Origin of the sequence: Amycolatopsis sp. NBC_00345, assembly GCF_036116635.1 — a bacterium.
In the GTDB taxonomy this organism is placed as follows: domain Bacteria; phylum Actinomycetota; class Actinomycetes; order Mycobacteriales; family Pseudonocardiaceae; genus Amycolatopsis.
On record NZ_CP107995.1, the window covers coordinates 6,699,919 to 6,724,762 of the forward strand.

Below are 24,844 nucleotides of genomic sequence, written 5' to 3' on the forward strand. Positions count from 1 at the left end.
CCTTTTCCCGCAAGCCTTTTAACCGGTAGTCCCGGCGCTTTGCCGCGCCTTCGAGAAGGAAGTCACAGATGCGCAAAACCCTGTCCATAACCCTCGCCGTCGCCGCGATGGCGGCGGCGGTGGTCCCGGCGGCTTCGGCCTCACCGTCGTCGGCGGACTCAATGAACACGGTGCAGTGGGGCCCGTGCCCGGCCGACGTCACCGCACCCGAGCTGCAGTGCTCGACCATCAAGGTCCCGCTGGACTACCGGAAGCCGGACGGGCCGAAGATCGACCTCGCGATCTCCCGCCTGCCGAGCACGAACCCGGCGCACCGCCGCGGCGTGCTGCTGACCAATCCGGGCGGCCCCGGCGGCGAAGGGCTGGACTACCCGCAGATCCTCAGCTGGGTCAAGCTGCCCGCGAGCGTGCGCGACGCGTACGACGTGATCGGGTTCGACCCGCGCGGCGTGGGCCACAGCGCGCCGGTGACGTGCGACCTCACAGCCGCGCAGAAGGCGTTCGGCAACTTCCCGCGGTACGCGAACGACCAGGCCGACATCACGAAGGCGGCCGAGGAGGCGAAGACGCTCGCCAAGCAGTGCGCGACGTCGAAAACGGCGTCGATGCTGCCGTACATCACCACCGCGAACTCCGCCCGCGACATGGACCAGATCCGGGTGGCGCTGGGTGAGCGGAAGCTGTCGTACCTCGGTTATTCGTACGGCACCTACCTCGGCGCGGTGTACACCACGATGTTCCCGCAACGCAGCGACCGGATCGTGCTCGACAGCAACATGGGCCCCGGCGGTTACGACTTCACGGCCATGCGCAACTTCGCCCTCGGCCTCCAGGACCGGTTCCCGGACTTCGCCAAGTTCGCCGCGGCCAACCCCAAGTACGGCCTGGGCAGTACCCCGGAGCAGGTGAGCGCGAAGTTCTACGAACTCGCAGCCCGGCTGAAGAAGACCCCGGTTGACGGAGTCGACGACAACGGGTTCCGCGGGCTCACCTTCGCCAGCCTCTACGGCAGTGATTACGCCTACCTGGCCGGGGCCTGGCACGACCTCGACACGAACCAGCCCGTGCCCCCGCCGTCCGGCGCGCCCGCCAACCCGCCGGACCCGGACAACCTGAGCTCCAGCCGGCTCTACACGATCTGCGGTGACTCGCGCTGGCCGAGGACGATCCCGGCGTACCAGGCCGCGGTGGCGGTCGACCGGGTCCGCTACCCGATGCTGGGCGCGTCCACGGCCAACGTCAGCCCGTGCGCGTACTGGCCGTCCGACCCGGTCGAGCCGCCGGTGCGGATCGGGGACCACGGGCCGTCGAACGTCTTGATGGTGCAGAACCTCCGCGACCCGGGAACGCCGTTGGCCGGCGCGCTGAAGACGCGGCAGGCGTTGGGCGACCGGGCCCGGATGGTGACCGTCGACCAGGGCGGCCACGGGGTCTACCTGGTCACGCACAACCAGTGCGCGAACGACACCGTGACGGCGTTCCTGGCCACCGGCGGGCGTCCGGCGCACGACCTCGCCTGCGCGGCCCAGCCCAGCTGACGCTGTTCCCGAAACCGGCGGCACCACCTCGTGGCCCGGGGTGGTGCCGCCGGTTTTTTGGCTCAGTGCCAAGGAGAAGTGCGGCTCAGCGCAGTCCGCCGGAGGCGTAGAGGACGTCGCCGGTGACCCAGCCGGCGTCCGCGGAGGCGAGGAAGGCGACCACGGGGCCGATGTCGTCGGGCCGGCCGAGGCGTCCGAGCGGGGTGATGGCGGCGACCCGGGCGACGTTGTCGTCGGTGATCAGCCCGAGGCCCCGGGAGCCCTCGGTGTCGGTGGCGCCGGGCGCGACGGCGTTGACCCGGATGCGCTGGGAGCCCAGTTCCTTGGCCAGGCTCCTGGTCAGCGTGGCGACCGCGCCCTTGGTGGAGGTGTAGAGCGCCGAGCCGGGCTGGTTGGCGGTGATGTCGGAGGTGGCGATGGTGATGATCGACCCGCCGGTGCCGGGCGCTTGGGCGACGAAGGCCCGGCAGGCGAGGAACACGCCCAGCACGTTCGTCCGGTAGTGCCGGTCGAACTCCTCGGGGGTGATGTCGGACAGCGGTGCGTAGGCGAACACGGCGGCGTTGTTGACCAGCGTGTCGACGGGTCCGAAGGCGGCGTGGGCCTGGGTGAACAGGTGGTCGATGCCGTCAGGAGCGCCGACGTCGCCGGCCACGGCCACGGCCCGGCCGCCCTTGGCGAGGATGCCGGCGACGGTCTGCTCCGCGCTCGTACGGTCAGTGGCGTAGTTGACCACCACCGCCGCCCCGGCGGCGGCGAGGCAGGCGGAAATGCCTCGGCCGATGCCCTTTCCGCCGCCGGTCACGACCGCGACACGGCCCTGTAGATCCACCACTGGCTGACTCCTTGCTCACGGGCTGGGTGCCGGACCGGGCGACGCTAACCGAGGGGACTCACTGCCGGTAAGTACATACCTGGCGGTAAGTCCCCACCGGTAAGCTCGCCACCATGGGCGAACCGGTCACCGACCCGAGCGACGTCTTCGCCCCCGACTGCCCGGTCCGGCCGATCTACGGCGACATCACCAGCCGGTGGGCCATGCTGGCGCTCGCCGCGCTGGACGAACGGCCGCACCGCTTCTCCCAGCTGGCCGGGCGCGTCGGCGGGGTCAGCGAGAAGATGCTGTCCCAGACTCTGCGGGCACTGACCCGCGACGGCCTCGTCACCCGCATCGTGACCCCCACCGTGCCGATCCAGGTCACCTACGAGCTGACCGCCCTGGGTACCGAGCTGACCCCGCGGCTGCGCAGCCTCGTCACCTGGGTCGCGGACCACACCCCGGTCATCCAGGCGGCCCAGACCGCCTACGACGCCGACCCACCGGTCCCGCCCGCGACGGCCAATCGCCGCTGACCCGTGCGCGCCTCGGCCGGGCATACGGCAGGTGCGGCTCTCCGCGGTCGAGGTTCAGTGGGCGAGATTCAGTGGCTGAGGTTGACCTGTTCCCGGTGGCGCTCGCCCTTTTCGATCAGGTCGACGAACCCGAGGGCGTAGTCCGCGGCGGAGATCGCGCCGCCGTCCTCAGGCGCGACCGAGACGTCGTCGCCGAGCCGGTAGCGGCCGAGTCGTTCGCCGGGCGCATGGGCGCCGAACTTGAGCGGCGGGCTGACGTAGACCCAGTCGAGCGTCGCGGGCGTGGCCGGGAGGTCCTCGACGATGAACGCCGCTCCGTCGCGGATCTCGTCGTGGAGCTCCGCGGGGATGGGGCTGAGGTGGCTGGGGTCGGTGACGAAGCGGCCCGCCCCGGGCGCCGGGCGCAGCGACGAGGCGCCGCCGACGATGAACAGGCGCACGCCCGCGGCATCGGCCAGGCGCGCGATGGTGCGGTGGACTTCGCGGGCGTGGCCGGCCAGCGGGCCGCGCGGGGCGATCGCGTCCGCCACGGCTTCCGCGCCCTCGATGGCTGCCGAAAGTGCTGCTTCGTCGGTGGCGTCGCCTTGGACGTAGGTGACGTTCGGGATCGGCGCGTCGGGCAGCGAGCGGCTCAGTGCGGTGACCTGGTGACCGCGGGCAGCGGCCTCCGTGACGATGGCCGAGCCGGCATAACCGGTGCCGCCGATGACGGTGAAACGAGACACAAGATGCCCTTTCTGGGTGACGGGTGGCGTCGGGCGACGCACTGCGCTTACCGTATGAGTGCAACTCTCTAACGGGAAGAAGGCACTTTGTGGTAACCACTCAGCCCTGGTCGGTGCTCGGCGGCAGCCCCTACCGCGCGGACTGCCCCACCCGCCAGATCCTGGACCGCATCGGCGACCGGTGGACCGTGCTCATCGTGGGCGCCCTCTGGGACGGCAGCGCCCGCTTCTCCGAGTTGCGCCGACGCATCGAGGGCGTCTCACAGAAGATGCTCACCCAGACCCTCCGCGGACTCGAACGGGACGGGCTCGTGCACCGCACCGTCTACCCCGAAGTCCCGATCCGCGTCGAGTACAAGCTCACCGAAGCAGGCCGCACCCTGCGTGAGCCACTGCGCGCACTGGAAGAATGGTCGATCACCCACCTCGGCGGCGTGTCAGCGTCACAGGAAACCTACGACCACGCGAATCAAAATACCCCCTGAATAGGCACGCCCCATTCAGCGGGACACGCCGATTCAGCTTATCGGACAAAGCGGGCACGGCCGGTTGACCAGCGCGAACAAACCTCCTGACGGTGGTCTGGACCAGCAGGGTGAATCCGTTGCCCCGGCCGGGACGAGCGGGTATAACTTTCTTCACAACACAGAATAAGTCGGCAAGATAACTCCCCTCCCCATCGCCCCCGAAATTGCCGGCTCGCTTTTTCGGCCATGCCGTTTTCGATTCGGCCATGGGCGCGATGCCCCACGCGTACGCGACGACGAAGCCGCCACCGCGGGGTTGAACTCCGGCCCCGGGTCTGTTCGGCATGCCCTCGGCTGACCCGGCGGCCGGGCCGCGAACCGGACCCGGCCGCCGCGGCCCGCCGTGCTCTCCCCTCCCCGACTTCCCCTGGAGATCACGGACATGCGTATCTCGAAGCTCAGAGCGCTCGCCGTCGCGGCCCTGCCGGTCGTGGCCGGCGTCGCGCTCACCCTCACCCCCAGCGCGAGCGAGGCCGCGCCCCAGGCCGGCGGCGCCTTCCCCGCCCACTACTCGGCGCCGTACCTGCAGGTCAGCGACTCGGACATCGGTGACATGGCCGCCGACCAGAGCGCCACCGGCACGAAGTTCTACACGCTGGCGTTCCTCACCCCGTCGTCCGGCTGCAACCAGCTGTGGGAGGCGAACGGCACCGGCGTCGGCTCGTTCAAGTCGCAGATCAGCTCACTGCAGGCCGCCGGCGGCAACGTGATCCCGTCGTTCGGCGGCGCGCAGGGCGGCGAGATCGCCCAGACCTGCACGGACACGGGCAGTCTGACCGCCGCGTACGCCAACGTGGTCAACACCTACGGCACGCCGCGGCTGGACTTCGACATCGAAGAGGACACGATCAAGGACACCGCGGCGAACCAGCGCCGCAACTCCGCGCTCGCCGCGCTGCAGCAGCAGAACTCGAGCGTCCAGGTCGACTACACCCTCGCCGTCGCCCCGGACGGCCTGCCAGGCACACAGCTGGACATCCTGCGCGACGCCAAGAACAAGGGTCTCAAGGTCAGCGTCGTCAACCTGATGGTGATGGACTTCTACGACGGCCAGCCGGTGCTCGGCGACGCGCTTTCGGCCGCGCGGGCCACCGCCGGCCAGCTGGCGAGCCTGTACGGGATCTCGACCTCGGCGGCGTACGGGATGATGGGCCTCACGCCGATCGCCGGCAACAACGACGACGGCGCGCCGTTCAGCCAGTCCGACGCCCAGCAGCTGGAGACTTTCGCCGCGCAGAACGGCGTCCAGGAGCTGTCGTTCTGGGAGGTCCAGGACTACGACAAGGCCACCGGCTACGCGTACTCGCGGATCTTCAACGCCATCTCCGGCGGCGGCACCACGCCCCCGCCGACCGGCGGCAAGCAGATCACCGGCTACGGCGGCAAGTGCGTCGACGTCGCGGGCGCGAGCAGCGCGAACAGCACCAAGGTTGACCTCTACACCTGCAACGCCACGAGCGCGCAGTCGTGGACTTCGACCGGCGGCACACTGCAGGCGCTCGGAAAGTGCCTGGACGTCGCCTCGGCCGGCACCGCGAACGGCGCCAAGGTGCAGATCTACGACTGCAACGGCACCGCCGCGCAGCAGTGGACCCACAACGGCAGCAACGAGCTGGTGAACGCCGGCTCCGGCAAGTGCCTCGACGCCACCGGCCCCAGCTCGGCCGACGGCACGCCGTTGCAGATCTGGACCTGCACCGCGGCCTCGAACCAACAGTGGACGTTGTGAGCCGGTAAGTAACCCACCGGAAAGGCTTGATCGGTGGGGAGTTTTTTCCTTGCTCCCCACCGGTTTTTCCTCGTTTTCCCCGTCATGAGCCGCGACGCGGGCCGTCGGACCCAAGTCAGGGCCGGCTTCCCCGGCCCTGCACCCGGCGAGGAGAAGCGAGGAGCGCGATGACCGTCATGAGCCACCACCCTGTGGAGGACACGGTCGGCGAGGTCGGCCTCTGGCTGACCGGCGAGTTTTCCGGACGGCTGCCCGCGTCGGCCGTCGCCGAAGTGGTGCGGGTGACCCGGCGTGATCTCGAAGGCCGGATCGCACCGGAAGACCTCGGCGAGATGCTGCACCGGATGAGCCGCACCCGGCTGCAGCGGATGCTGGCGAACGACGTCCGGATCCCCCGGACCCGCTGAGCCCGGCTTGGCCCCGAGCGCCCCAATGTGGCATTGGTTGCGCCTAACGCACCCAATGTGGCGTTCGGTGCGTCCAACGCACCGAACGCCACATTGGGGCGCAAACCAGCCGGAGACAGAAGGCGCTAGGCCCCGGTGCCGCCCGAGTTCGGCAGCACGCGGCTGCTCAACGGCAGGCTGTGCGGCCGTTCCGGCGGCCACCACACCTGGGCCGGCGGCGGGGGCACGTCGTCGTCGGGGAGTTCGAGGGCGTCGAGGCCGCGTTGCCAGCGGCTCCAGTGCGCGGGGCACAGCCCGCGCCACAACGGCGGCTCCGCGCATTCCAGCCGTCGGCACGGCTGCACCTGCTGCCTGCTGTCCATCACGTTCGCGACTCCCACTGTGACTCGGCTCCCGGCCCTGCCCAGTCTGCCTCGGGAGCGGCCCGGACACCCCGTCCCCGCCGGGAACACAACCCTTGCGCACCAACGGAACGAGGAGGCCAGCCTACTCCTGCCGGATGCCCCCGTGTCGACCTCCCGTCGCCCCGCCGTGCACCCGTTCAGCGGTTGACGGCCGGGACCATCACGGCCACGAGTACGCGGGCCACACTGCCGACCACCAGCCCGCCGTTCGCGGCGCCGGACCCGGCGGCACTCGCGCGGAGCACGGCGAGGACCCGGCCCACGACCGTCCACAATGGCTACCCCGCGGTGAGATCGCGGACGAAGCGGGCCGCGACCTCACGCAGCTTCACGTTCGTGTTCTGCGACTCGGCGATGAGCCGGCGCATGGCCTGCTCCTCGTCGATCCGGTGCACAGCCATCAGAATTCCCTTGGCCTGCTCGATCACGGCGCGGTTGCGCATCGCGGCGTCGAGGCTCTCGGCGAGTTGCTGGGCCCGCTGGTATCGCCGCGCGGTGCGCAGCACGGACACCACGACCACCGTGTACAGCCGGAGCACCTTGGTGTCGAGTTCCTCGAACCCGTGGGCGCCGTAGCCGAACAGGTTGACCGCGCCGGAAAGCTGCTCGTCGACCCACAACGGGGCCGCGAGGTAGCTGCCGACGCCCTTTTCCTTCGCCGACGCGGTGAACGCCGGCCACTGCTCGCTCGCGGTGCTCACGCTCACGCGCACCACCTCGCCGGTCGCCGCGGCGCGCAGGCAGGGGCCGTCACCGGCGGCGTACTGCGCCTGGTCCAGTACGTAGGCCGTGTCGTGGGTCCACGCGGCGGTCTCCGGACCGCTCGCGCGCACCAGGGTGATGCTGGCGAGGTCGGCCCCCTCGATCACCGTGGCCGCCTCACCGCAGATCGCCTCGAACACCTCGGCGTTTTCGGGAGTGGCCTCCAGGGTGCCGGTCAGGTCCGCCATCGCCGCGGTCAGCTCGTCCAGCCGCTCGGCCATGTGGTCTCCGCTCGTCGCCACGCCGATTCCTCCCGCGCCTCTTCCGCGGCACGGTGCCCCGGTCTCACAGGGCCGCTGCTTCGCTCAACGGATCCAGCCGGGATCCTACCGTCCCCCGAGCGCCATCGGAGGTGACGTTTCGACGGTGGACGCCTGGCCCGACTGCCATTCTTCAACGGATTCTCGCCAGCCACTCTGACCAGGTATTTTACGATCTGACTAGCTTGGCGAGAACCCGTTGTGTGGGTAAATTACGGCCATGCACACAGTCGCCGTACTCGCGCTGGACGGGTTCATCGCCTTCGACCTGGCCACCCCGCTGGAGGTGTTCGCCCGCACCCGGCTGCCCGACGGGCGCACGCCGTACCGGGTGCGGGTCTGCGCGGTGACGCCGACCGTCGAGTCCGAGGCGTTCACCCTCACCCCGCGCCACGGCCTGGCCGCGCTCGCCGAGGCGGACACGATCATCCTGCCGGGCTGCGCGGACCCGGCCGCGCCCGTGCCCGGCGAAGTCGTCGACGCCCTGCGCACGGCGGCCGCCCGCGGCACGCGCCTCGCGTCCATCTGCACGGGCGCTTTTGTCTTGGCCGCAACGGGATTGCTCGACGGCAGGCGCGCGACCACCCACTGGCTCGCCGCCCCGGCGCTGGCGGCGGGCCACCCGGAGATCGAGGTCGACCCGGACGTGCTCTACGTCGACAACGGCCAGTTCCTGACTTCGGCGGGCGCCGCGGCCGGGCTGGACCTGTGCCTGCACCTGATCCGGCGCGACCACGGCTCGGCCGTCGCCGCCGACTGCGCGCGCCTTTCGGTGATGCCGCTGGAGCGCGAAGGCGGCCAGGCGCAGTTCATCGTCCACGAGCAGCCGCCGGCCCCGCAGGGTTCGGTGCTGGAGCCGCTGTTGTTGTGGCTGGAGGACAACACCGCGCGTGACCTGACACTGGAGGACATCGCGATGCAGGCCCGGATGTCGACGCGGACGCTGAACCGCCGTTTCCGCGAGCAGGTCGGGACCACGCCGCTGCAGTGGCTGCACCGCGCCCGCGTCCGCCAGGCCCAGTACCTGCTGGAGGCGACGGGCCACTCCGTCGACCGCATCGCCGACCAGGTGGGCTTCGGCTCGGTCACCGCGTTCCGGGAACGGTTCAAACGCGTGGTGGGCACCAGTCCGCAGGCCTACCGGACGGCCTTCCGCAACCCGGAGCACCAGGAACTGGTCCGATCAGGACAGTCCTAAATGGTCGTTGACGGCACGCGCTCGACGTGCGTGGCGGCGCTGTCGAGGGTGGCCCCGTCACGATCGAGCACCCGCACGGCCGGCACGGCCTGACCGGTGGAGTCGTCGATCAGCGTGGAATGAGCCTCGCCGTCGGCGAAGGCGTTGCGCTCGGCCCACTGGCGCAGGCTGACGATGACGCCGAACAGGTCGCGGCCGCGCTCGGTGAGCCGGTACTCGGCCCGGGTGCCGGCCGCGTTGGGCACCGAGGCCAGGATCCCCGAGTCCACCAGGGTCCGGAGCCGGTCGCTGAGGATGTTGCGCGCCATCCCGAGACTGCGCTGGAACTCCGTGAACCGGCGCGCGCCGTCGAAGGCGTCACGCACGATCAGCAGCGACCACCGGTCGCCGATCAGGTCCGCCGCCCTGGCCACGGGGCACTGCGGGTCGGTCCAGTCCCGTCGTTGGCTCACTCACCGCTCCAATCGGTTGCATTTCGAAACCAAATGCCCTAACTTCGGTTTCAATCTACAACCAAGACGAGGGGGACGGCCATGGATCGGTCGCTGAAAGTGCTGCTGGCGACGATGTGCGCGGTCGCGGTGGCCAACGTCTACTACGCCCAGCCCCTGCTCGGTCGGCTGGGCACCGAGCTGTCCATCCCCACCCCCGAGCTCGGCCTCGTGGTCGGCGCCGGGCAAGCCGGTTACCTGCTCGGGCTCGTCGTCCTGCTTCCCTTGGGGGACCTGGTTTCCCGGCGGACGCTGACCGTGAGCCTGCTGACCGCGACCGCGGCCGGGACCGGGCTGGCCGGGTTCTCCGCCAACCGCGCCCTGCTGCTGACCGGACTGCTGGTCGCCGGGTTCTTCTCCGTCGTCGTGCAGGTCGTGGTCGCCTACACCGCCGCCATCAGCGACCCGGCCGAGCGCGGCCGCAACATCGGCGCCGTGACCAGCGGGGTGGTCATCGGGATCATCCTGGCCCGCACCGTCTCGGGGACCGTCGCGGACCTGGCCGGCTGGCGCGCCGTCTACCTCGGCACCGCGGTGCTCTCCCTCGCGCTGGCCGCACTGGCCTTCACCAGGCTCCCGGCCGAGAAGCGAACGGTGGCCGACCCGGCGCGAACCTATGTCACAGCACTGGCTTCGGTCGGCGTGCTCACCCTGACCAACCGGGTCTTCCGGGTCCGCGCGGTGCTGACCCTGTTCCTGTTCGCCTCGTTCGGCGTGCTCTGGAGCGGGATTTCGCTGCCACTGAGCGGATCGCCGTGGCACCTCTCGACCACCCAGATCGGCCTGTTCGGAATCGCGGGCCTCGCCGGAACACTCGGCGCGGCCCGCGCCGGCGCCTGGTCCGACCGTGGCCACGGCGGCGCGGTGACCGCCGTGGCCCTGGTCGTGCTGATCGGATCATGGGCGGCGACCGGGCAGGCGCAGTACTCCCTGGCCCTGCTGGTGTTCGGCGTCGTCCTGCTCGACGCCGCCGTCCAAGCCGTCCACGTCACCAGCCAGAACCAGATCACCGCCACCCAGCCGGCCGCGAGCAGCCGCCTGATCGGCAGCTACATGGTGTTCTACTCGGTCGGCAGCGCACTCGGCGCCATCACCGCGACCACCGTTTACGCCACCGGCGGCTGGGCGGCGGTCAGCATCGCCGGTGGCCTCTACGCGGTGGCCGCGCTCGCTGTCTGGACGATCGACCGCGTCATCCCAACGCCGAACCGTGTAGCCGCAAGGGAAACGGCTCAGACGACGATGACCCGGCGCCCGCGCGTGTGACCGGCGTGACTGTCGACGTGCGCCTGCGCGGCGTCGGCGAGCGTGTACGACTTCTCAACCGGGATGTGGAGCTTTCCCTGTGAGATAAGGACAGCGGCCTCGGCGAGCGCATCCGGCACGCTCCCGGCGACGCCGGAGAATCGGACGCCGAACTCCGGCGCACCGAGGTCGGCGATGGAGATCACCTTCCGCGGATCCCCGGTCAGCTCGACGAGCTCGCGGATCACACCCGAGCCGGCCAGGTCGAGAGCCGCGTCGACCGGCCCGAGCCGGCGCACCCGCTCGACCCAGCCCTCGCCGTACGTCGTGGCGACGGCACCCAGGTCGCGCAGGTAGTCCTGATTCGAGGCCCCGGCCGTGCCGATCACCGTGATGCCGCGGTCGCGGGCGATCTGCAGCACCGCCGAGCCGACGCCCCCGGACGCACCGCTGACCAGCAGCGTCTGCCCGGGCCGCACACCGGCCTCGCGGATGAGGCGCAGCGCGGTCTCCACCACGGAGGGGTACCCGGCCGCCTCTTCGAACGTCAGGCCCTCGGGCATCCGGGCCCAGGCCGTCAGCACGGCGAATTCGGCGTACGTGCTCAGCCCTTCACCGAACACGTGGTCGCCGACCTCGATCCCTTCGACGCCCTCACCGACCTCGTCTGCCACCCCGGCCGCGTCGATTCCGACCCCGGAGGGCAGCACGGTCGGATGGGCGCCAAGGACCTGGCCTTCACGGACCCGCCAGTCGACGGGGTTCACGCCCGCCGCCCGCACGGCGATGCGTACCTGGCCGGGGCCCGCGTGGGGCTCCTCGGCATCGAGCAGTTGCAGGACTTCCGGTCCGCCGAACTCGGCGAAGCTCACTCTCTTCATGCCTTCGAACGTAGCACTAACCGTTAGCGTTTTGCATCTGGTAGTGTCAACGCATGACCACGCCGCCCGGACGCCGTGAGCGCAAGAAGGCCGCGACCCGGCAGAAGATCGCCGACACCGCCCTGCGGCTCTTCGCGGAACGCGGGTACGACGCGGTGGGCATCCGTGACGTGGCCGCCGAGGCCGACGTCGCCGTCACCACGCTCTTCTCCCACTTCGCCTCGAAAGAGGCCCTGGTGTTCGAGCAGGACGAAGACTTCGAGCTGGGCCTCACGCAGGCGGTCACCGACCGAGCGCCGGACGAGCCGCTGATCCCCGCGCTGCGCCGCGAAATCCACGCCCTGGTGCGACATTGCGCGGCGGACGACGCCGACCCGGTGTGGCGCATGATCGACGGGTCACCGGCCCTGCGGAAGTACGAGGAGTCGATGCGGCTGCGTCACGCGGAGTCGCTGGCAGCGGCCATGGCCGCCGACCCCGGCCTGTCACTGACCACCACGGCCGCCCAGACCATCGCCCGGTTCGTGATCGACGCCTATTCACTGGCCCGCGATGCGGCCGACCCGCAGGCCGCGGTGGACGAGATCTTCCGGATGATCGAGGCGGCCTGGGCGGTCGCCTGCCCGGCTCGACCGGCAAAGGTCTCGTGAGTGTTTAGGACGGTTCTAACCGTCCTAAACACTCACGAGTCCTTCTTCGGGTGGTTCACGTCGTACTCGTGGACCGCCGAGCGTTGGGTGCGGGTGCGGAGGAGGGCCTCGTCCGGCTCGTCGTCCACGTCGTTCAGGCCGAGTTCCACCGCGCGGCGGATCTGCTCCCGGTTTTCGCGGACGACCGAAGAGAAGAAGTCGTCGATGCGGGGGTCCAGCAGGACTTCCAGCAGCACCCGGAAGGACGTGTCCACGGCGGCGCGCACGATCTCGTCGTGGAAGGGCAGCCGCTTGAGCCGGCCCAGCTGCGGGTCCTCCGACAGCTTCTCGGTGATGATGGACCGCAGCTCGACCTTGTTCTCGTTCAAGGACTTCGCCAGGTTCTCCGGGTAGTTGCCCGTCTCCAGCACCTTCACGACCTCGTCCAGCACGGCGACGGTGATCGGCTTCTTGATGGCGCGCACGATCGGCTCGGACAGCTTGTCGACAAGCCGGTAAGTGAACTGCTCGCCCACGGCGCGGTCCGCGCCCCGGCCGATCCGGATGAGCAGCAGGACCACCACGAGCACGTGGTGCTGCGCGACGAAGGTCGGGTGCGCGATCGGGATCATCGCGAACACCTCGTACCAGTTGCGCATGATGAACGCGCCCCGCCAGCCGACCTTGCGCCAGCGCCAGAGGAAGTGCAGCAGGAAGATCCCGCACACCACGCAGTCGACGGTGAACAGCCATCGCCCGACGTCCCAGGTCTGCGGGGTGAGCAGCATGTACACCGGCACCCCGACCGAGACGAGGGCGAGCGCGAACATCACCCAGTCGTCCACGTGCACGTTGCCGGGGAGGATCCCGCTGTTGAGCTCGTGCTCCCGCCGGCGGGTGGTGGTCATGCCTTCTCCAGTGATCAACGGGGATCGACGCGGTGCCGGCCCGATCATGGCACGTCACGGTGGCGCCAGCCGCGCGACACGGCGCCCGGCCCGGCCCCGTCACGGCCCTCTCGCGGCCCGGTCGCGGCGCTCTAGCAGCCAGGCCACAGCCCGGTCGCGGCCCTGTCGCCACCCGGCCGCAGCCCTCTCGCAGCCCGGCCGCGGCCCCGAATGTCCGTTAACCGGCGGTCTTCGGGCGCCGCCGCGGGAAACCCGTACTTGACAGCGCAGGGCGACCGGCCACATTCTTTTCGTCACGCCGCCTCGTTAGGAATCTTTACTAACAAGGAGACCACCGCATGCGCTCTCCCCGGAAGGCGGCCCTGCTGGCCGCCACCGCCGTGTCCCTGTCCGTGGTGGCGAGCCCCGCACAGGCCGCCACGCTCGCCCACCCGTTCCCGGCCCACGTCACCTACAAGACCGGCGTGCTGCCGTCCGCGAGCGCGGACAGCCGCGACGCCGCCGTCAAGAAGCAGTACGACTCCTGGAAAAAGGCCTACCTGCGCCAGGCCTGCGGCGGCTATCTGGTCTACGCCACCGACGACGCGCCCAACAAGGGCACCGTCTCCGAGGCACAGGGCTACGGCATGAACATCGTGCCACTGATGGCGGGCTACGACGCCGACGCCAAGGCGGAGTTCGACGGGTTCTGGAAGGTCGTCCAGGACCACCGCGACGGTCAGGGCATGATGCAGTGGAAGATCGACGGCAAGTCCTGCAAGTACGCCGACGGCGGCACCCCGGACTCGGCCACCGACGGCGACCTCGACGTCGGCTACGGCCTCGTACTGGCCGACAAGCAGTGGGGCGGCTACACCGCCGCGGCCAAGGACTGGCTGGCCAAGCTGTACGCCGCCGACATCGCCCCGGACGGCCACCTCAAGTGCGAGGACGACGGCCCGGACACCGACACCCGCCCGTCCGACTTCATGCTCGACCACCTGCGCGCGTTCGCGAAGTACGACACCGCGCACGACTGGGCCAAGGTCCTCACCCGCACCGAAGCCGTGATCACCGAGTTCTCCGCGAAGTACTCGCCGGACGCGAACCTGCTGTCGGACTTCGTGGTGAACGCCGACAAGACCAGCCCCAAGCCCGCGCCCCCGGACTACATGGAGAACCAGCCGGACAACATCGTCGGCTACAACTCCGTGCGCGTGCCGTGGCACATGGGCACCGACGCGCTGGTGTACGGCGGCGCTGTGGCCACGAACGTCGCGAAGAAGGAGTCCGCGAGCTACAAGAGCCACGCGGGCGGCGACCCGGCGAAGATCTACCCGCACACCAAGCTGGACGGCACGCCGACGCAGACCGACGACCAGTCCGAGGTCGCGAACGACCCGGTCGGCGTCGCGGCGATGGCGGCGGGCGACCAGGCCTGGACCGACGCGCTGTGGAACTACCTCGCCAAGAACCCGTACGGCGACACGTATTACGGCGAAACCGTGAAGATGCTGGTGTACGTGGTGATGTCCGGGAACTACTGGACCCCGTGAAACGCGCGTGGGGCCCGCTCGCCCGATCGGCGGCGGGCCCCACGGCCGATCATCAGCGAACGGGAGCGGCGCCCGCCGTCACGGCGCCGACGTCCAGGCTGTGCGTGTCGACGGAGGCGTCGAGCGGGCCCTGGTTCCACGGCAGCGTGATCTGCGGGTCGGAGTCCACGCCACGCGGGTCGGTGGTGCCGGGCGCGGTGACGGTGACGCTCGAGGGCGTCACCTGGTTCTCCGGCGCCTCGATCCCGGTCCAGTGCAACAACATCGTGGCCGACTGGCCCGCGTCGATGGTCACCAGCGGCGCGTCCTCGGTCGAGGGCGTCACGGTGATGGCGTCGGCACCGGCGAGCGTGAGGGGCAGCGCGCCCTGGAAGTTGCAGCTCACCCCGGGCTTGGCGGTGAACTGCACGTACGCGTACCGCTGGCCGGCACCCGGGTCACCGGGCACCAGCGTGGTGTCCACCTGCCCGGCGGTGCAGCGGTAGTCGGTCGGCATCGCGGACGCCGTCCCGGCGCCCGCGAAAACCGCGGTGGCACCGGCGATCGCGGCCACGGCGGCGAGGTGGCGAAGTCCGATGGTCATGGTCAGTGTTCCTCCTGTTCGGCGAGCGGACGATCCGCCCGCCGCGCGACCGGCGGTGATTCTTTCAGCACGCGGCGCGCTCTTCCGTGAATATGCCCCGCCCCTGATCGGATTACCGCCATAAGTGGGATTAGCCCCACGGAAGCAACCCTGAGTGTCCGCGGACGTCTTGATCCTGCAGGGGTCTTTCGGGCACACCGGCACGGGACCGCCTTGACGAACCCGCGTCACGGCACGGGCTTGGGCTCCGGAATCGGTGCGCCGTCACAGCTGTCCGTGATCGGCCGCCCGTTTTCGAAGAACGTGACCAGCTTGCTGGCGCACGGAATCTGGGCCAGCGAGGTATGCACGTCGTCCCCGACCGACAGGACCGAGCCGCCGATCCGCTGCTGCATTTCCAACGCGCCTTCATACGGCGTCACGGATTCGTAGCGGTGCCCGATGATCTGCAACGGGCTGCGGCCGGGCCGGTAGTCGATGTTCTTCCCGGTATACGGCCAGTCCACGCAACTGCCGGCGTAGATCGGCGCGTCGCCGACGGCCAGCGGGTAGCGCGCCTGCAGCGCTTCGAAGTTGCGCCACACCTGGTCCAGATCACGGCTGCTCGTGGTGTCGGCGCAGTTGACCGCGTGCTGGACGTACCGGTTCATCGTGTACGGACGCTTCTCCTCCCAGCCGAGCATGTCCGCGGCCGGCTTCCCGGCCTGCGCCGACGGCGCGGGGTCCTTCCCGGCGTGCACCGCGGCCAGAGCCGAGGCGGCCGCTCCCCAGCCCGGCGAGGTGGACCCCGCCTGGTTCTGCGCCCAGGTCCCGTTCAGCGTGCCCCCGTCGACCACGCGGGGATGGGCCGTCAGCTCGTCGATGATCGCGTGCTCGGTGGCCACCACCTGCTCCTCCGTCGCGCCCAGGTGGAGCACGGCGTCGCGCTGGGCCATCCAGCCGGCGAACCGGTGCGCGTTCGCGTCGAGCGCCTTCGTCTCCTGACCTTCGAACTGATCGAGGTCCATCTCCGGCGGCAGCACCGAATCGATGGCCATCTTGTCCACGTGCTCGTCGAACAGGCTGCGGTAGGCGGCGCCGAGCGCGGTGCCCCAGGAGACGCCGAAGTAGCTGATCTTCGGCTCGCCCAGCGCCTCCCGGATCCGGTCGACGTCCCGCGCCATCGTGACCGCGCCGAGACTGCTGGCGAGCCCCGGGTCCTGCTCCTCGCAGCCGGCGTACTTGGTGGCCCGCCAGTGGATCACCTCGAACGCATAGTCCTTTTCGGACTGACCCGGTCGCTGCTCCGGCTGGCCGCCCAGCGCCTGGCAGTCGACCTGCGCGCTGTACCCGGTGCCGCGCGGGTCGAAGCCGACCAGGTCGTAGTACTTGGCCAGTTCGGCGAGCTTGCTGGTCCGGATCAGCTCGGGCATCCAGACGCCGGTGCCGCCCGGCCCGCCCGGGTTCAGCACCAGCACCCCGCGCCGGTGCGCCGGGTCGGACGCGGGAATCCGGTCCACCGCGATCTGCATGGTCCGCCCGTCCGGCTGGGCGTAGTCGACCGGCACGGTCACCATGGCGCACTCCGCGCTGGTACCGGCTTGTTTGGGCCACGACGCCGCCAGCTGCGTGCACGGAGTCCAGGTCAACGGCGATGCCGCCGCGTCGGCCGGCGTGGCGAGCCCGAGGGCCACCAACGCCACGCTCACCACCGCCGCCACCTTGTGAAGGGACATGCCACACTCCTCGAATGAACCCGCGCGCCGACGACTCGGCCACGGGAAATGGCCTGCGCGCCAACGGATCCCGGGGAAACCCCGCAGCCGGTCCGGCCCGCGGTGTACTCGTCCGGAAAGTCGGCGGGGAACGGCGCCAGGTTCTCGTCCGGTCGACTTGTGACCACGGTCACAGTCGATTCGCGTCGAGTCGGCGGCGGTTTCGCTCTCGGCGCGTAGCCCCGTTAGCCCGCCGCGTCGGGCAGCTTGGCGGGACAGTCGCCACCCGGGGTGGTGAGCAGCTCGAAGTGCCACATCTCGTTGGAATAGACCTGGCAGAGGCCGTAGCGGGCGCCGTGCTGGATCAGCCAGTCATCCGCGCGGGTGGGACCGATGTCCACCGCCTTGCCGGACACATGCTCCGACTTCTCCGGGGTGCTGACGAACCGCCGCGCCTTCTCGAGGCTGCCGTACTTCTCCACGCCCTCGTCGAGCAGGCGCTGCTGGTACGCCTGGCTGCGCCAGCCCGAGCTGATCAGGAATTCGACGCGGTCGCGGGCGTCCGCCGCCGCCTGCTGGACCGCGTGCAGCAGCGCGGGATCCAGCTTCCCGACCGCCGGGTACTGCGTGTCGAACGGCGTCAGCTCACGGCCGTCCGGCGCGCCCCCATCCTCGACGGCGGGGTCACCGGACACTGAGGCAGAGCTGTCGGAGCTGTCGGAGCACCCCGCCAGCGCTACCACGGCGAGCACTCCCGCGAGCCCGGAAAGCACTACCCGGTAACGCTTTCTCGACAACCCCGCGTTGATCATCACCCCGGCCAGAGTGCCGCCGCCGTATCCCCGGACCGTCAGGTGACCGTCCTCGCCTGGTAACAGCTCAAGCGCCGAGCAGCGCCTCGCTCAGTGGCGTCCGAGAGCTGACCGGATCGGGCGGCCGACGGTTACCCTGGAGTGGGAATGTCTTTCACGTTTTGCGCTCGTCTTGACTACCGGTAGGCGAGTGCCGCCTCGACTGGCAAGGGGGTCACGACGTGGCGGGTACCGCGGCACGCAGATTCGTCGAGCTCAGCACCGGAGAACCGCCCGGGCCCGGCCGTGTGTTCATCCGGCAGGCGGTGGTGCTGGGCGGGAGCGTGGCCGGGCTGATGGCTGCGCGGGTGCTGAGCGAGCACGCCGACGAAGTCCTTATCGTGGAGCGCGACGGGGACAGCGCGGACGGCGAGCCACGGCCGGGTGTGCCCCAGGGCGGCCATGTGCACGCCCTGCTGCCGGCCGGGGCGGTGCAGCTGGAGCGGTGGTACCCCGGGTTCACCGCGGAGGCGGTCGCGGGCGGCGCGCTCATCCCGCCGTCCGACGGCTCACTGACCCGGAGGTTCATGAGCGGCGCCGCCCGGCCGCAGGCGCGGGAGCCGCTGTTCCTGCTCAGCACCCGGCCGTTCCTGGAGGAGCAGGTGCGCCGCCGGACGCTCGCCATCAAGAACGTCCGCCAGGTGACCGGCCGCGTGGACGGGCTGGTCTTCGACGGGGACCGGGTGAGCGGCGTGAGCTACCAGCCGGAGGGGACCGGCGAGCCGGTCACGGTGGAGGCCGAGCTCGTGGTCGACGCGATGGGCCGGTCCAGCCGGCTCGGCGACTGGCTGGAAGGCGCCGGCTGGGAGCGCCCGCCGATGCGCCGGATGCCGATCAAACTCAACTACGCCACCGCGTTGTTCCGCTACGACGAGAGCATCACCGACTTCTACAGCGTCACCTCGCAGGCCGGCGCCGACGTCACCCCGGACGGGGCGGCCCGGATCGGCGGCGTCCTGCGGGTGGAGGGCGACCGCTGGATCATGCTGGTGTCCGGCTACGGCGACGACCGCCCGGGCCGCGACCGGCAGGACTTCGTCACCCGGTGCCGCCGGGACTTCCCGCCGGTGTTCGGCGACATCGCCGAGCGCGCGGACATGATCGGCGAAGTGCTGACCTACCACCAGGCCGACAGCCGGCGGCGGGACTTCCACAAGCTGCGCCGGTTCCCCGCGGGCCTGATCGCCACGGGTGACGCGGTCGCCTCGTTCAACCCGGTCTACGGGCAGGGCCTGACCTCGGCCGCCCTGCACGCCTCCTGCCTGTCGGCCTACCTGCGGGCCGAGCCGTCGCTGCGCGAGCCGGCCAAGGCGTACTTCGACCGGGTGCGGATCATCGTCGACGCCGCCTGGCAGATCTCCACCTTCGCCGACCTCGAACTCCCCCACGTGGACGGGCCCTACCCGCCCGGCTACCGGCTCATCCGCTGGCTCACCGGCCGGCTGTTCACGGCGTCGCTGACCGACGCCCGGACCGACGAGCGCCTGAGCCGGGTCATCACCATGCTGGCTCATCCGAACTCACTGGCCCGCCCGGCCACGGTGGCCCGGGCGCTGTGGATCACGTGGACCCGCCGTCCCGAACCCGCGGCATGATCCGGACAGCCGGGGCCGATCCCCGCTCGCGCCGCTTAGGATCCGGGCACACTGACGCCTTCGAATCGGGAGAACGGCCATGCGCGGCAAATCGATGGTCGCCGGATCGTGCCTGGTCACCCTCGCCCTGCTGAGTGGCTGCGGGAGCGGGAGCACGCCGGCGGCGGACGCGCCGTCGACGCCGCCGGTGTCCTCGGTCGCGCCGCCGCAGGTGTCTTCCGTTTCCGCGCCGCCGGTGTCCGCGGCCGAGGCAAGCCCCGACCCGCGTGGCTGGGCCCTCCTGATGTGCCTGACCACCACCTCGATCTCCACGGCCCCGCTGGTCTTCGCCGGCTCGCCGCACGATGACCCCAGCGGGTTCGCCTCGCGGGTGCAGAGTTCGGCACAGCTCGTCCGCAGCGCGGTGACCTCCGTCGACTCGATCCCGCACACCGGCTTGGCCGACGTCGACGACATCGCCACCCGCCTGCGCCAGTCCGTCGACTCGGCCGCGCCGAAGATCACCGCGCTGTTCGACCAGGGCGCGGCGGGCTCGGACGCCGACGTCACCGCCCGCCTCGACCAGGCCAACGCGCTGCTCGCCGGCATCCATCCGGACGGCGGCGAGCTCTACGACGCGGCCCAGTCCTCCGAGACCATCGGCGCGGCGTACCGGAGCGCCACGAGCTGCCCGGTCCAGCGCCCGTAAGCCCCGCTCAGGCGGTCAGACGGTCAGACGGTCAGGCCGACCGCGGCCTCGGCGGTGTTCACCAGGAAGGTGAGCGTCTCGTGGAAGTAAAGCTCCACAGTGGACGAATCGTGGCCGAGGTAGCCGATCGACAGGTCCTGGCCCAGGTGCAGCTCGTAGTCGCCGCCGCGGGTCGAGAGCACACAGGCGCCTTCGATGGCGGGGGTCCAGATGATGTCGCCGTCGATGATCTGCTTCAGGTGGTCGATCACGGGATAACCGTGGCTGGCCGCCTCGATCGCGGCGGTGTAGGCGGCCTTGCTCAGCAGCACCGCGTACGGGCCGACGACGCCCGCCGCACGCAGCTCGGCCAGCGCGTCGCCGATCGCGCGCGGGTACGCGCTCGCCTCGGCGGGCAGGGCGACCGGGCTCAGCGACGAAGCCGGGCGGATGCCGTCGATGCCGGCGTCGGCGAAACCGTCGAACACGACGCGGTCCTCGGCGTACGCGATGTTCTGCGCGGCGTCCTTCACCGGCTGCCAGTCGGCGTCCTTCGCGCCCCACTCCACCGAATCGACGGCGTCGCGGCTGACCGTGAACGGCACCCGCAGGTCGACGATCCGCTGGGCCGTGCGCAGCCGCGCCTGAACCCCCGACAACGGCGACTCGATCTGGTCCAGGTGCCCGGTGCCGACGGCGGACAGCGACAGGTCACCGGCCACCACCACGTCGACGACCCGGCGCGCGGAGGCCAGCTCGCGGAACGTGCGGCGGGCCTCTTCCTCGATCTCCGACCAAGCGGCCGAGGAGACCGGGGCGAGTTCGCGATGCAGGTTGTTCATGACCGGGCACTCCTTCGCAGACTGCCGATGCCGAGTGACGCATCGGTTTCGGATAGCGGCTCGTTTTCGGGCTCCGGCGGGGAAGACGGGGACGGCGGGTCTTCCAGGAACCCGGCGGTCGGCACGTAGAACAGCGCTCCGGTGACGGGCGTCGAGAAGTCGAGGATGCGGTCGTGGTTGCCGGGCGGCGACCCGACGAACATGTTCTCCAGCATCCGCTCGATCACCGCGGGCGACTTGGCGTAGCCGATGAAGTAGGTGCCGAACTCGCCGTACGCCGGGCGCCCGAACGGCATGTTGTCGCGCAGGATGTCCAGCTCGTTGCCGTCCTCGTCGGTGATCACGTTCAGCGCGATGTGCGAGTCGGTGGGCTTCTCCTCGTCCGAAAGCTCCACATCGGACAGTTTGCGCCGCCCGATCACCAGCTCCTGCTGCTCGGTGGACAGCGCGTTCCACGCCGTCATGTCGTGCAGGTACTTCTGGACGACGACGTAGCTGCCGCCGTCGAAGTCCCCGTCGTCATCGACGAGCACGGCCTCGCTCGCGCCGCGGCCGGTCGGGTTCTCCGTGCCGTCGACGAAGCCCAGCACGTCGCGCGCGTCGAAGTAGCGGAAGCCCTGCACCTCGTCGACCACGGTCACCGCGCCGTCGAGGCGCGCCATGATCAGCGTCTCCAGCTCGAAGCACAGGTCCATCCGGTCGGCCCGCAGGTGAAACAGCAGGTCGGCGCGGCTGACCACACTCTCGTGCCGCTCACCCTTGAACACGGGCAGCTCGTGCAGCTCGGCCGGGCGCGGCCCGCCGTAGAGCCGGTCCCACGCCGCGGAGCCGATGCCGGTCACGCAGGACAGGCCGCCGGTCAGCGACCGGAACCCGACGGAGCGCTGCAGCCCGGGCAGGTCCGTCAGCAGGTCCTTGACCGTGTCCTCGGCGCCGTCATTCACCCGCACCACCAGGAAGATCGCCGCCCGGGTGAGCGGCCCGACGACGTCCTGCGGCTCGGGCGGCAGGTCCGCCGACGCCGCGGTCACCGTGAACCCCGCAACGCCGTCACACCGCGCGCCATCAGCCCCACACGCCCCTTCTGTCACCTCAACACTGGATCCGCATCGTACTGCGCCGTCAGTTGCTAATCCGACGGCAGCCACGGCGGAAAGGGTTTCGTCGAGCATGTCGGCTGCGGACCGTATCCGCCTACTTTCGGTCGGATTAGCAACCGGGTACCCGGTTTCGGCCCGGCTCACTCACACGGCCGGGGAACCCGGGCAGACCAGCAGTTCCAGCAGGCGCGACACGCTCTGCTCGAGGTCTTCGGCGACGCCCTCCTGGCCCGCCAGGTGCTGGAGCAGGGCCCGCTGGAACAGGCCGTCGAAGGTGGCGTACGCGACCGGCGGGGCGACTTTCGCGGGCACGCCGGCGAACTCGGCGTAGCGCTCCACCACCCGCCAGACCATGGCCTCGCGCTGCTCGTCGATGTCCAGCACGTCGGCGCGGAAGGACTCCTCGAACAGGCTCTGGTTGCGCAGGTCGTACCAGAGCCGGTGCATCACGGCGTCGGCGCGCAGGGTGCCGGCCATCGCGGCGCCGAAGCCCCGCTTGAGGTCGGCGGCGGAGTGCGAGGCGGCCACGACGTCGTCGTAACGGGTGACGCAGACTTCCTCGAACTGGCGGACCGCGTAGGTCAGCAGCTCGACCTTGTCGGCGAAGTAGTAGTGCAGCACGCCGTGGGAGAAGTCGGACTTCTGCGCGATCTCCCGCAGGCTTGTCCGGGCATAACCCAGCTCGGAGAGCGCCTGGAGCGCCGACTCCGCCAGCTGTGCGCGCCGCTGGGCGAACTTGTCCACGCTGCGGCGCGAGATCCGTTCTCTCGCCTCGGTCACCACGGATTCCTGTCGGCTCGGGGAGTCCACGCACTCCGCGGACCCCTCGCAGTCTAGCGTCGCACAAAATCTTGACGACTGTCCAAGAAAATCTTGACGATCGTCCAAATTTCGCTGATGATGTGAGCCACGCCGCAATCGGGGCCTGTCTCAAGGAGGAGATGTTGATGGTTTCGTACGACCTGACCGGGCGGAAAGCGCTGGTCACCGGTGGAGCGCAGGGCCTCGGGGCCGGAATGGCCGAAGCCCTCGCGGCGGCCGGTGCCGCCGTTGTCATCGGCGACGTGCAGGAAGACCTGGGCCGCGCGACGGCCGACGCGATCAAGCAGACCGGCGCCACCGCGGGCTTCGTCCGGCTCGACGTCACCGACGACGAGAACTGGGAACGGGCCGTCACCGAGGTCGTCGCCGAACTGGGCGGGCTGGACATCGTGGTGAACAACGCCGGCGTCGAGATCACCGGGCTGGTCGCCGACCTCGACCCGGCCGGCGTGCGGAAGATGCTCGAGGTCAACGTGCTCGGCACTTCGCTCGGCGTGAAGCACGCCTTCCGCGCCATGCGCCCGGGCGGCGCGGCGGGGGCCGGCGGCGCGGTGGTGAACATTTCGTCGGTCGCGGCGATCATCGCCTTCCCCGGTATCGCGGGCTATTCCGCCACCAAGTCGGCCGTCGACCGGCTCACCCGGGTGGCCGCGATGGAGTCCGGGAAGCTCGGTTACGGCGTGCGCGTGAACTGCGTCTACCCCGGCCTCGTGCCCACGCAGATGGGCAGCCAGCTGGCGCAGGACGTGGTCGACGTCGGGCTGTTCCCCAGCGTCGAGGACGCGATCGGCGCCGTCGTCTCGCAGACGCCGGCCGGGCGACTGGGCGAGGTCTCCGACATGGCCGACGCGGTGGTGTTCCTCGCCTCCGACGCCGCCCGCTTCATCACCGGCGCCGGCCTGCCGGTCGACGGCGGCATGGGCATGTGACCGGGCTCCTCGAACACCACTACCGAAAGGCCGATTCATGAGCAGCGCCAAGCCCGTTGTCGTCTACGGGGCCTCCGGCTACACCGGCAGGCTGATCTGCGAGTACCTCCGCGAGTACAACGTCCCCTTCATCGCCGCGGGCCGCGACAAGGCCCGGCTGCAGGAAACGCTCGACCACATCCCCGGCCTCGACACCGTGGACCACGAGGTGGTCGAGGTCGCGCACGAAGTCGAGCCGTTGAGCGAGCTGTTCGCCGACGCCAAGGTCGTCTGCAACACCGTGGGCCCGTTCAGCGAGTACGGCCACGAGGTCGTCGAGGCCTGCGCCCGCACCGGCACGCACTACCTCGACACCACCGGCGAGCAGGACTGGCTGATCACCGCCGAGGAGCAGTACGGCGCGCGGATGGCCGAGCAGGGCCTGCTGCTCTCGCCCGGCGTCGCGCAGATGTACACCACCGGCGAGATCGCGGCGAACCTCTGCCTCGAGACGCCCGGACTGGACACTTTGGACATCCTGGTGTTCTGGAAGGGTTACCCCACCGTCGCTTCGACGAGGACGATCCTGGTCAACGCCGCGCTTTCCTCGGCGTACTACCTGGAGCAGAACGAGTACCAGCCGTGGCCCGCGGACGGCGGCCCGCAGGACGTCGTCGTGCCCGGCTATCACGAAGTCGGGCTGGCGCTGCCCTGGGGCGGCACCTCGCACCCGGTGTGGTTCAAGCGCGACCCGCGGGTGGCGAACGTCAAGGCCCTCGGCGGCGTCTTCGACCGCGCGCTGATGCAGGGCGTGCCGCAGATCGTCGCGGCCGTGCTGGAGCAGGTGAAGGACCTGCCCGAGGCGGAGAAGATCAAGGTGCTGCACGAGCAGGCCGCCGCGGTGCGCGACGAGATGCCGCCGCGGGAGAACCAGCGGCTCAACACGTCGCTGGACTCGGTGCACGCGTCCGGTCCGCTGGGCCGCGCGCACTGCGTCATCCACGGCACCTGCAACTACAAGCAGACCGGGCTGATGCAGGCCTACGCCGCGTATTCGCTGCTGCAGCAGCCGCCGAAGCAGGCCGGGTTCGCCTCCGCCTGCCAGGCGTTCGGGCACCGGGAGCTGCTCGGCGTGCTCCGGAGTTTCGGCCTGGTGTCGAACCCGGTCCTGACCGTGCACGCCTGAGGCG

General features: G+C 70.3%; 27 protein-coding genes. 13 read left to right on the forward strand and 14 right to left on the reverse strand.

The window, feature by feature from the left end; all coding sequences use genetic code 11:
• Nucleotides 1-68 precede the first annotated feature (68 nt).
• Nucleotides 69-1,538, forward strand: a complete 1,470-nt coding sequence (locus OG943_RS29910) for an alpha/beta hydrolase (protein ID WP_328604260.1) — start codon at nucleotides 69-71, stop codon at nucleotides 1,536-1,538.
• Nucleotides 1,539-1,623: 85 nt separating this feature from the next.
• Here OG943_RS29910 and OG943_RS29915 read toward each other — a convergent pair whose 3' ends face one another.
• Nucleotides 1,624-2,373 carry an SDR family NAD(P)-dependent oxidoreductase gene (locus OG943_RS29915; RefSeq protein WP_328604261.1) on the reverse strand — a complete coding sequence of 250 codons (750 nt, stop codon included), beginning with the start codon at nucleotides 2,371-2,373 and terminating at the stop codon, nucleotides 1,624-1,626.
• A 113-nt stretch (nucleotides 2,374-2,486) separates the two neighbouring features.
• On the opposite strand from OG943_RS29915, the gene OG943_RS29920 reads away from it, so the two are divergent.
• On the forward strand, nucleotides 2,487-2,891 hold the full coding sequence (locus OG943_RS29920; RefSeq protein ID WP_328604262.1) for a winged helix-turn-helix transcriptional regulator: 405 nt from the start codon (nucleotides 2,487-2,489) through the stop codon (nucleotides 2,889-2,891).
• Between the two features lie 68 nt (nucleotides 2,892-2,959).
• Here the strand turns inward: OG943_RS29920 and OG943_RS29925 are convergent, their stop codons facing one another.
• Nucleotides 2,960-3,616: an NAD(P)-dependent oxidoreductase gene (locus OG943_RS29925; RefSeq protein ID WP_328604263.1), complete on the reverse strand. Its 657-nt coding sequence runs from the start codon at nucleotides 3,614-3,616 to the stop codon at nucleotides 2,960-2,962.
• A gap of 89 nt (nucleotides 3,617-3,705) precedes the next feature.
• On the opposite strand from OG943_RS29925, the gene OG943_RS29930 reads away from it, so the two are divergent.
• From OG943_RS29930 to OG943_RS29940, 3 genes are all read left to right on the forward strand, one after another.
• Nucleotides 3,706-4,101: a winged helix-turn-helix transcriptional regulator gene (locus OG943_RS29930; protein ID WP_328604264.1), complete on the forward strand. Its 396-nt coding sequence runs from the start codon at nucleotides 3,706-3,708 to the stop codon at nucleotides 4,099-4,101.
• A gap of 424 nt (nucleotides 4,102-4,525) precedes the next feature.
• Nucleotides 4,526-5,872: a ricin-type beta-trefoil lectin domain protein gene (locus OG943_RS29935; protein WP_328604265.1), complete on the forward strand. Its 1,347-nt coding sequence runs from the start codon at nucleotides 4,526-4,528 to the stop codon at nucleotides 5,870-5,872.
• A gap of 167 nt (nucleotides 5,873-6,039) precedes the next feature.
• A complete protein-coding gene (locus OG943_RS29940; protein ID WP_328604266.1) occupies nucleotides 6,040-6,279 on the forward strand; it encodes a hypothetical protein in 240 nt (79 codons plus the stop codon).
• 125 nt (nucleotides 6,280-6,404) lie between these two features.
• On the opposite strand, the gene OG943_RS29945 is transcribed toward OG943_RS29940, so the two are convergent.
• The 3 genes from OG943_RS29945 to OG943_RS29955 form a co-directional block, all read right to left on the reverse strand.
• Entirely contained in the window at nucleotides 6,405-6,641 is a 237-nt protein-coding gene (locus tag OG943_RS29945) for a hypothetical protein (protein WP_328604267.1), read from the reverse strand.
• Nucleotides 6,642-6,820: 179 nt separating this feature from the next.
• Nucleotides 6,821-6,946 carry a hypothetical protein gene (locus tag OG943_RS29950; RefSeq protein ID WP_328604268.1) on the reverse strand — a complete coding sequence of 42 codons (126 nt, stop codon included), beginning with the start codon at nucleotides 6,944-6,946 and terminating at the stop codon, nucleotides 6,821-6,823.
• 15 nt (nucleotides 6,947-6,961) lie between these two features.
• Entirely contained in the window at nucleotides 6,962-7,666 is a 705-nt protein-coding gene (locus OG943_RS29955; protein ID WP_328612184.1) for an ANTAR domain-containing protein, read from the reverse strand.
• Between the two features lie 259 nt (nucleotides 7,667-7,925).
• Between OG943_RS29955 and OG943_RS29960 the strand changes: the two genes are divergently transcribed.
• Entirely contained in the window at nucleotides 7,926-8,903 is a 978-nt protein-coding gene (locus OG943_RS29960; protein WP_328604269.1) for a GlxA family transcriptional regulator, read from the forward strand.
• Here OG943_RS29960 and OG943_RS29965 read toward each other — a convergent pair.
• On the reverse strand, nucleotides 8,900-9,355 hold the full coding sequence (locus OG943_RS29965; RefSeq protein ID WP_328604270.1) for a winged helix-turn-helix transcriptional regulator: 456 nt from the start codon (nucleotides 9,353-9,355) through the stop codon (nucleotides 8,900-8,902). The genes OG943_RS29960 and OG943_RS29965 overlap by 4 nt on opposite strands.
• An 81-nt stretch (nucleotides 9,356-9,436) precedes the next feature.
• On the opposite strand from OG943_RS29965, the gene OG943_RS29970 reads away from it, so the two are divergent.
• On the forward strand, nucleotides 9,437-10,660 hold the full coding sequence (locus OG943_RS29970) for an MFS transporter (protein ID WP_328604271.1): 1,224 nt from the start codon (nucleotides 9,437-9,439) through the stop codon (nucleotides 10,658-10,660).
• Here the strand turns inward: OG943_RS29970 and OG943_RS29975 are convergent.
• The gene (locus OG943_RS29975; RefSeq protein ID WP_328604272.1) at nucleotides 10,627-11,520 is read right to left on the reverse strand and encodes an NADP-dependent oxidoreductase; all 894 of its coding nucleotides are present in this window, start codon (nucleotides 11,518-11,520) and stop codon (nucleotides 10,627-10,629) included. The genes OG943_RS29970 and OG943_RS29975 overlap by 34 nt on opposite strands.
• Nucleotides 11,521-11,573: 53 nt before the next feature.
• On the opposite strand from OG943_RS29975, the gene OG943_RS29980 reads away from it, so the two are divergent.
• The gene (locus OG943_RS29980) at nucleotides 11,574-12,170 is read left to right on the forward strand and encodes a TetR/AcrR family transcriptional regulator (RefSeq protein ID WP_328604273.1); all 597 of its coding nucleotides are present in this window, start codon (nucleotides 11,574-11,576) and stop codon (nucleotides 12,168-12,170) included.
• A gap of 32 nt (nucleotides 12,171-12,202) precedes the next feature.
• On the opposite strand, the gene OG943_RS29985 is transcribed toward OG943_RS29980, so the two are convergent.
• Nucleotides 12,203-13,057, reverse strand: coding sequence for an ion transporter (locus OG943_RS29985; RefSeq protein WP_328604274.1), 855 nt, complete (start codon nucleotides 13,055-13,057; stop codon nucleotides 12,203-12,205).
• Between the two features lie 338 nt (nucleotides 13,058-13,395).
• Here OG943_RS29985 and OG943_RS29990 point away from each other — a divergent pair, with 338 nt between their 5' ends.
• Nucleotides 13,396-14,592, forward strand: a complete 1,197-nt coding sequence (locus OG943_RS29990) for a glycosyl hydrolase family 8 (RefSeq protein ID WP_328604275.1) — start codon at nucleotides 13,396-13,398, stop codon at nucleotides 14,590-14,592.
• Nucleotides 14,593-14,644: 52 nt separating this feature from the next.
• On the opposite strand, the gene OG943_RS29995 is transcribed toward OG943_RS29990, so the two are convergent.
• The 3 genes from OG943_RS29995 to OG943_RS30005 all read right to left on the reverse strand — a co-directional run bounded on the left by OG943_RS29995 (nucleotide 14,645) and on the right by OG943_RS30005 (nucleotide 17,681).
• Nucleotides 14,645-15,175, reverse strand: coding sequence for a DUF4232 domain-containing protein (locus tag OG943_RS29995; RefSeq protein WP_328604276.1), 531 nt, complete (start codon nucleotides 15,173-15,175; stop codon nucleotides 14,645-14,647).
• 227 nt (nucleotides 15,176-15,402) lie between these two features.
• On the reverse strand, nucleotides 15,403-16,890 hold the full coding sequence (locus tag OG943_RS30000; protein ID WP_328604277.1) for an alpha/beta fold hydrolase: 1,488 nt from the start codon (nucleotides 16,888-16,890) through the stop codon (nucleotides 15,403-15,405).
• Between the two features lie 224 nt (nucleotides 16,891-17,114).
• The gene (locus OG943_RS30005; RefSeq protein WP_328612185.1) at nucleotides 17,115-17,681 is read right to left on the reverse strand and encodes a M15 family metallopeptidase; all 567 of its coding nucleotides are present in this window, start codon (nucleotides 17,679-17,681) and stop codon (nucleotides 17,115-17,117) included.
• A gap of 221 nt (nucleotides 17,682-17,902) precedes the next feature.
• Between OG943_RS30005 and OG943_RS30010 the strand changes: the two genes are divergently transcribed.
• Nucleotides 17,903-19,315: an FAD-dependent oxidoreductase gene (locus OG943_RS30010; RefSeq protein WP_328604278.1), complete on the forward strand. Its 1,413-nt coding sequence runs from the start codon at nucleotides 17,903-17,905 to the stop codon at nucleotides 19,313-19,315.
• Between the two features lie 79 nt (nucleotides 19,316-19,394).
• The gene (locus tag OG943_RS30015) at nucleotides 19,395-20,003 is read left to right on the forward strand and encodes a hypothetical protein (RefSeq protein ID WP_328604279.1); all 609 of its coding nucleotides are present in this window, start codon (nucleotides 19,395-19,397) and stop codon (nucleotides 20,001-20,003) included.
• Nucleotides 20,004-20,026: 23 nt separating this feature from the next.
• Here the strand turns inward: OG943_RS30015 and OG943_RS30020 are convergent, their stop codons facing one another.
• From OG943_RS30020 to OG943_RS30030, 3 genes are all read right to left on the reverse strand, one after another.
• Complete coding sequence (locus OG943_RS30020; protein WP_328604280.1) at nucleotides 20,027-20,824, reverse strand: family 1 encapsulin nanocompartment shell protein; 798 nt, start codon at nucleotides 20,822-20,824, stop codon at nucleotides 20,027-20,029.
• On the reverse strand, nucleotides 20,821-21,855 hold the full coding sequence (locus OG943_RS30025; protein ID WP_328604281.1) for a Dyp-type peroxidase: 1,035 nt from the start codon (nucleotides 21,853-21,855) through the stop codon (nucleotides 20,821-20,823). The genes OG943_RS30020 and OG943_RS30025 overlap by 4 nt, the downstream gene beginning before the upstream one ends.
• A gap of 213 nt (nucleotides 21,856-22,068) precedes the next feature.
• Nucleotides 22,069-22,704 carry a TetR/AcrR family transcriptional regulator gene (locus tag OG943_RS30030; RefSeq protein ID WP_328604282.1) on the reverse strand — a complete coding sequence of 212 codons (636 nt, stop codon included), beginning with the start codon at nucleotides 22,702-22,704 and terminating at the stop codon, nucleotides 22,069-22,071.
• Nucleotides 22,705-22,871: 167 nt separating this feature from the next.
• On the opposite strand from OG943_RS30030, the gene OG943_RS30035 reads away from it, so the two are divergent.
• Nucleotides 22,872-23,675: an SDR family NAD(P)-dependent oxidoreductase gene (locus tag OG943_RS30035; protein WP_328604283.1), complete on the forward strand. Its 804-nt coding sequence runs from the start codon at nucleotides 22,872-22,874 to the stop codon at nucleotides 23,673-23,675.
• A gap of 37 nt (nucleotides 23,676-23,712) precedes the next feature.
• Nucleotides 23,713-24,840, forward strand: a complete 1,128-nt coding sequence (locus OG943_RS30040; protein ID WP_328604284.1) for a DUF5938 domain-containing protein — start codon at nucleotides 23,713-23,715, stop codon at nucleotides 24,838-24,840.
• The last annotated feature ends 4 nt before the right edge of the window (nucleotides 24,841-24,844 follow it).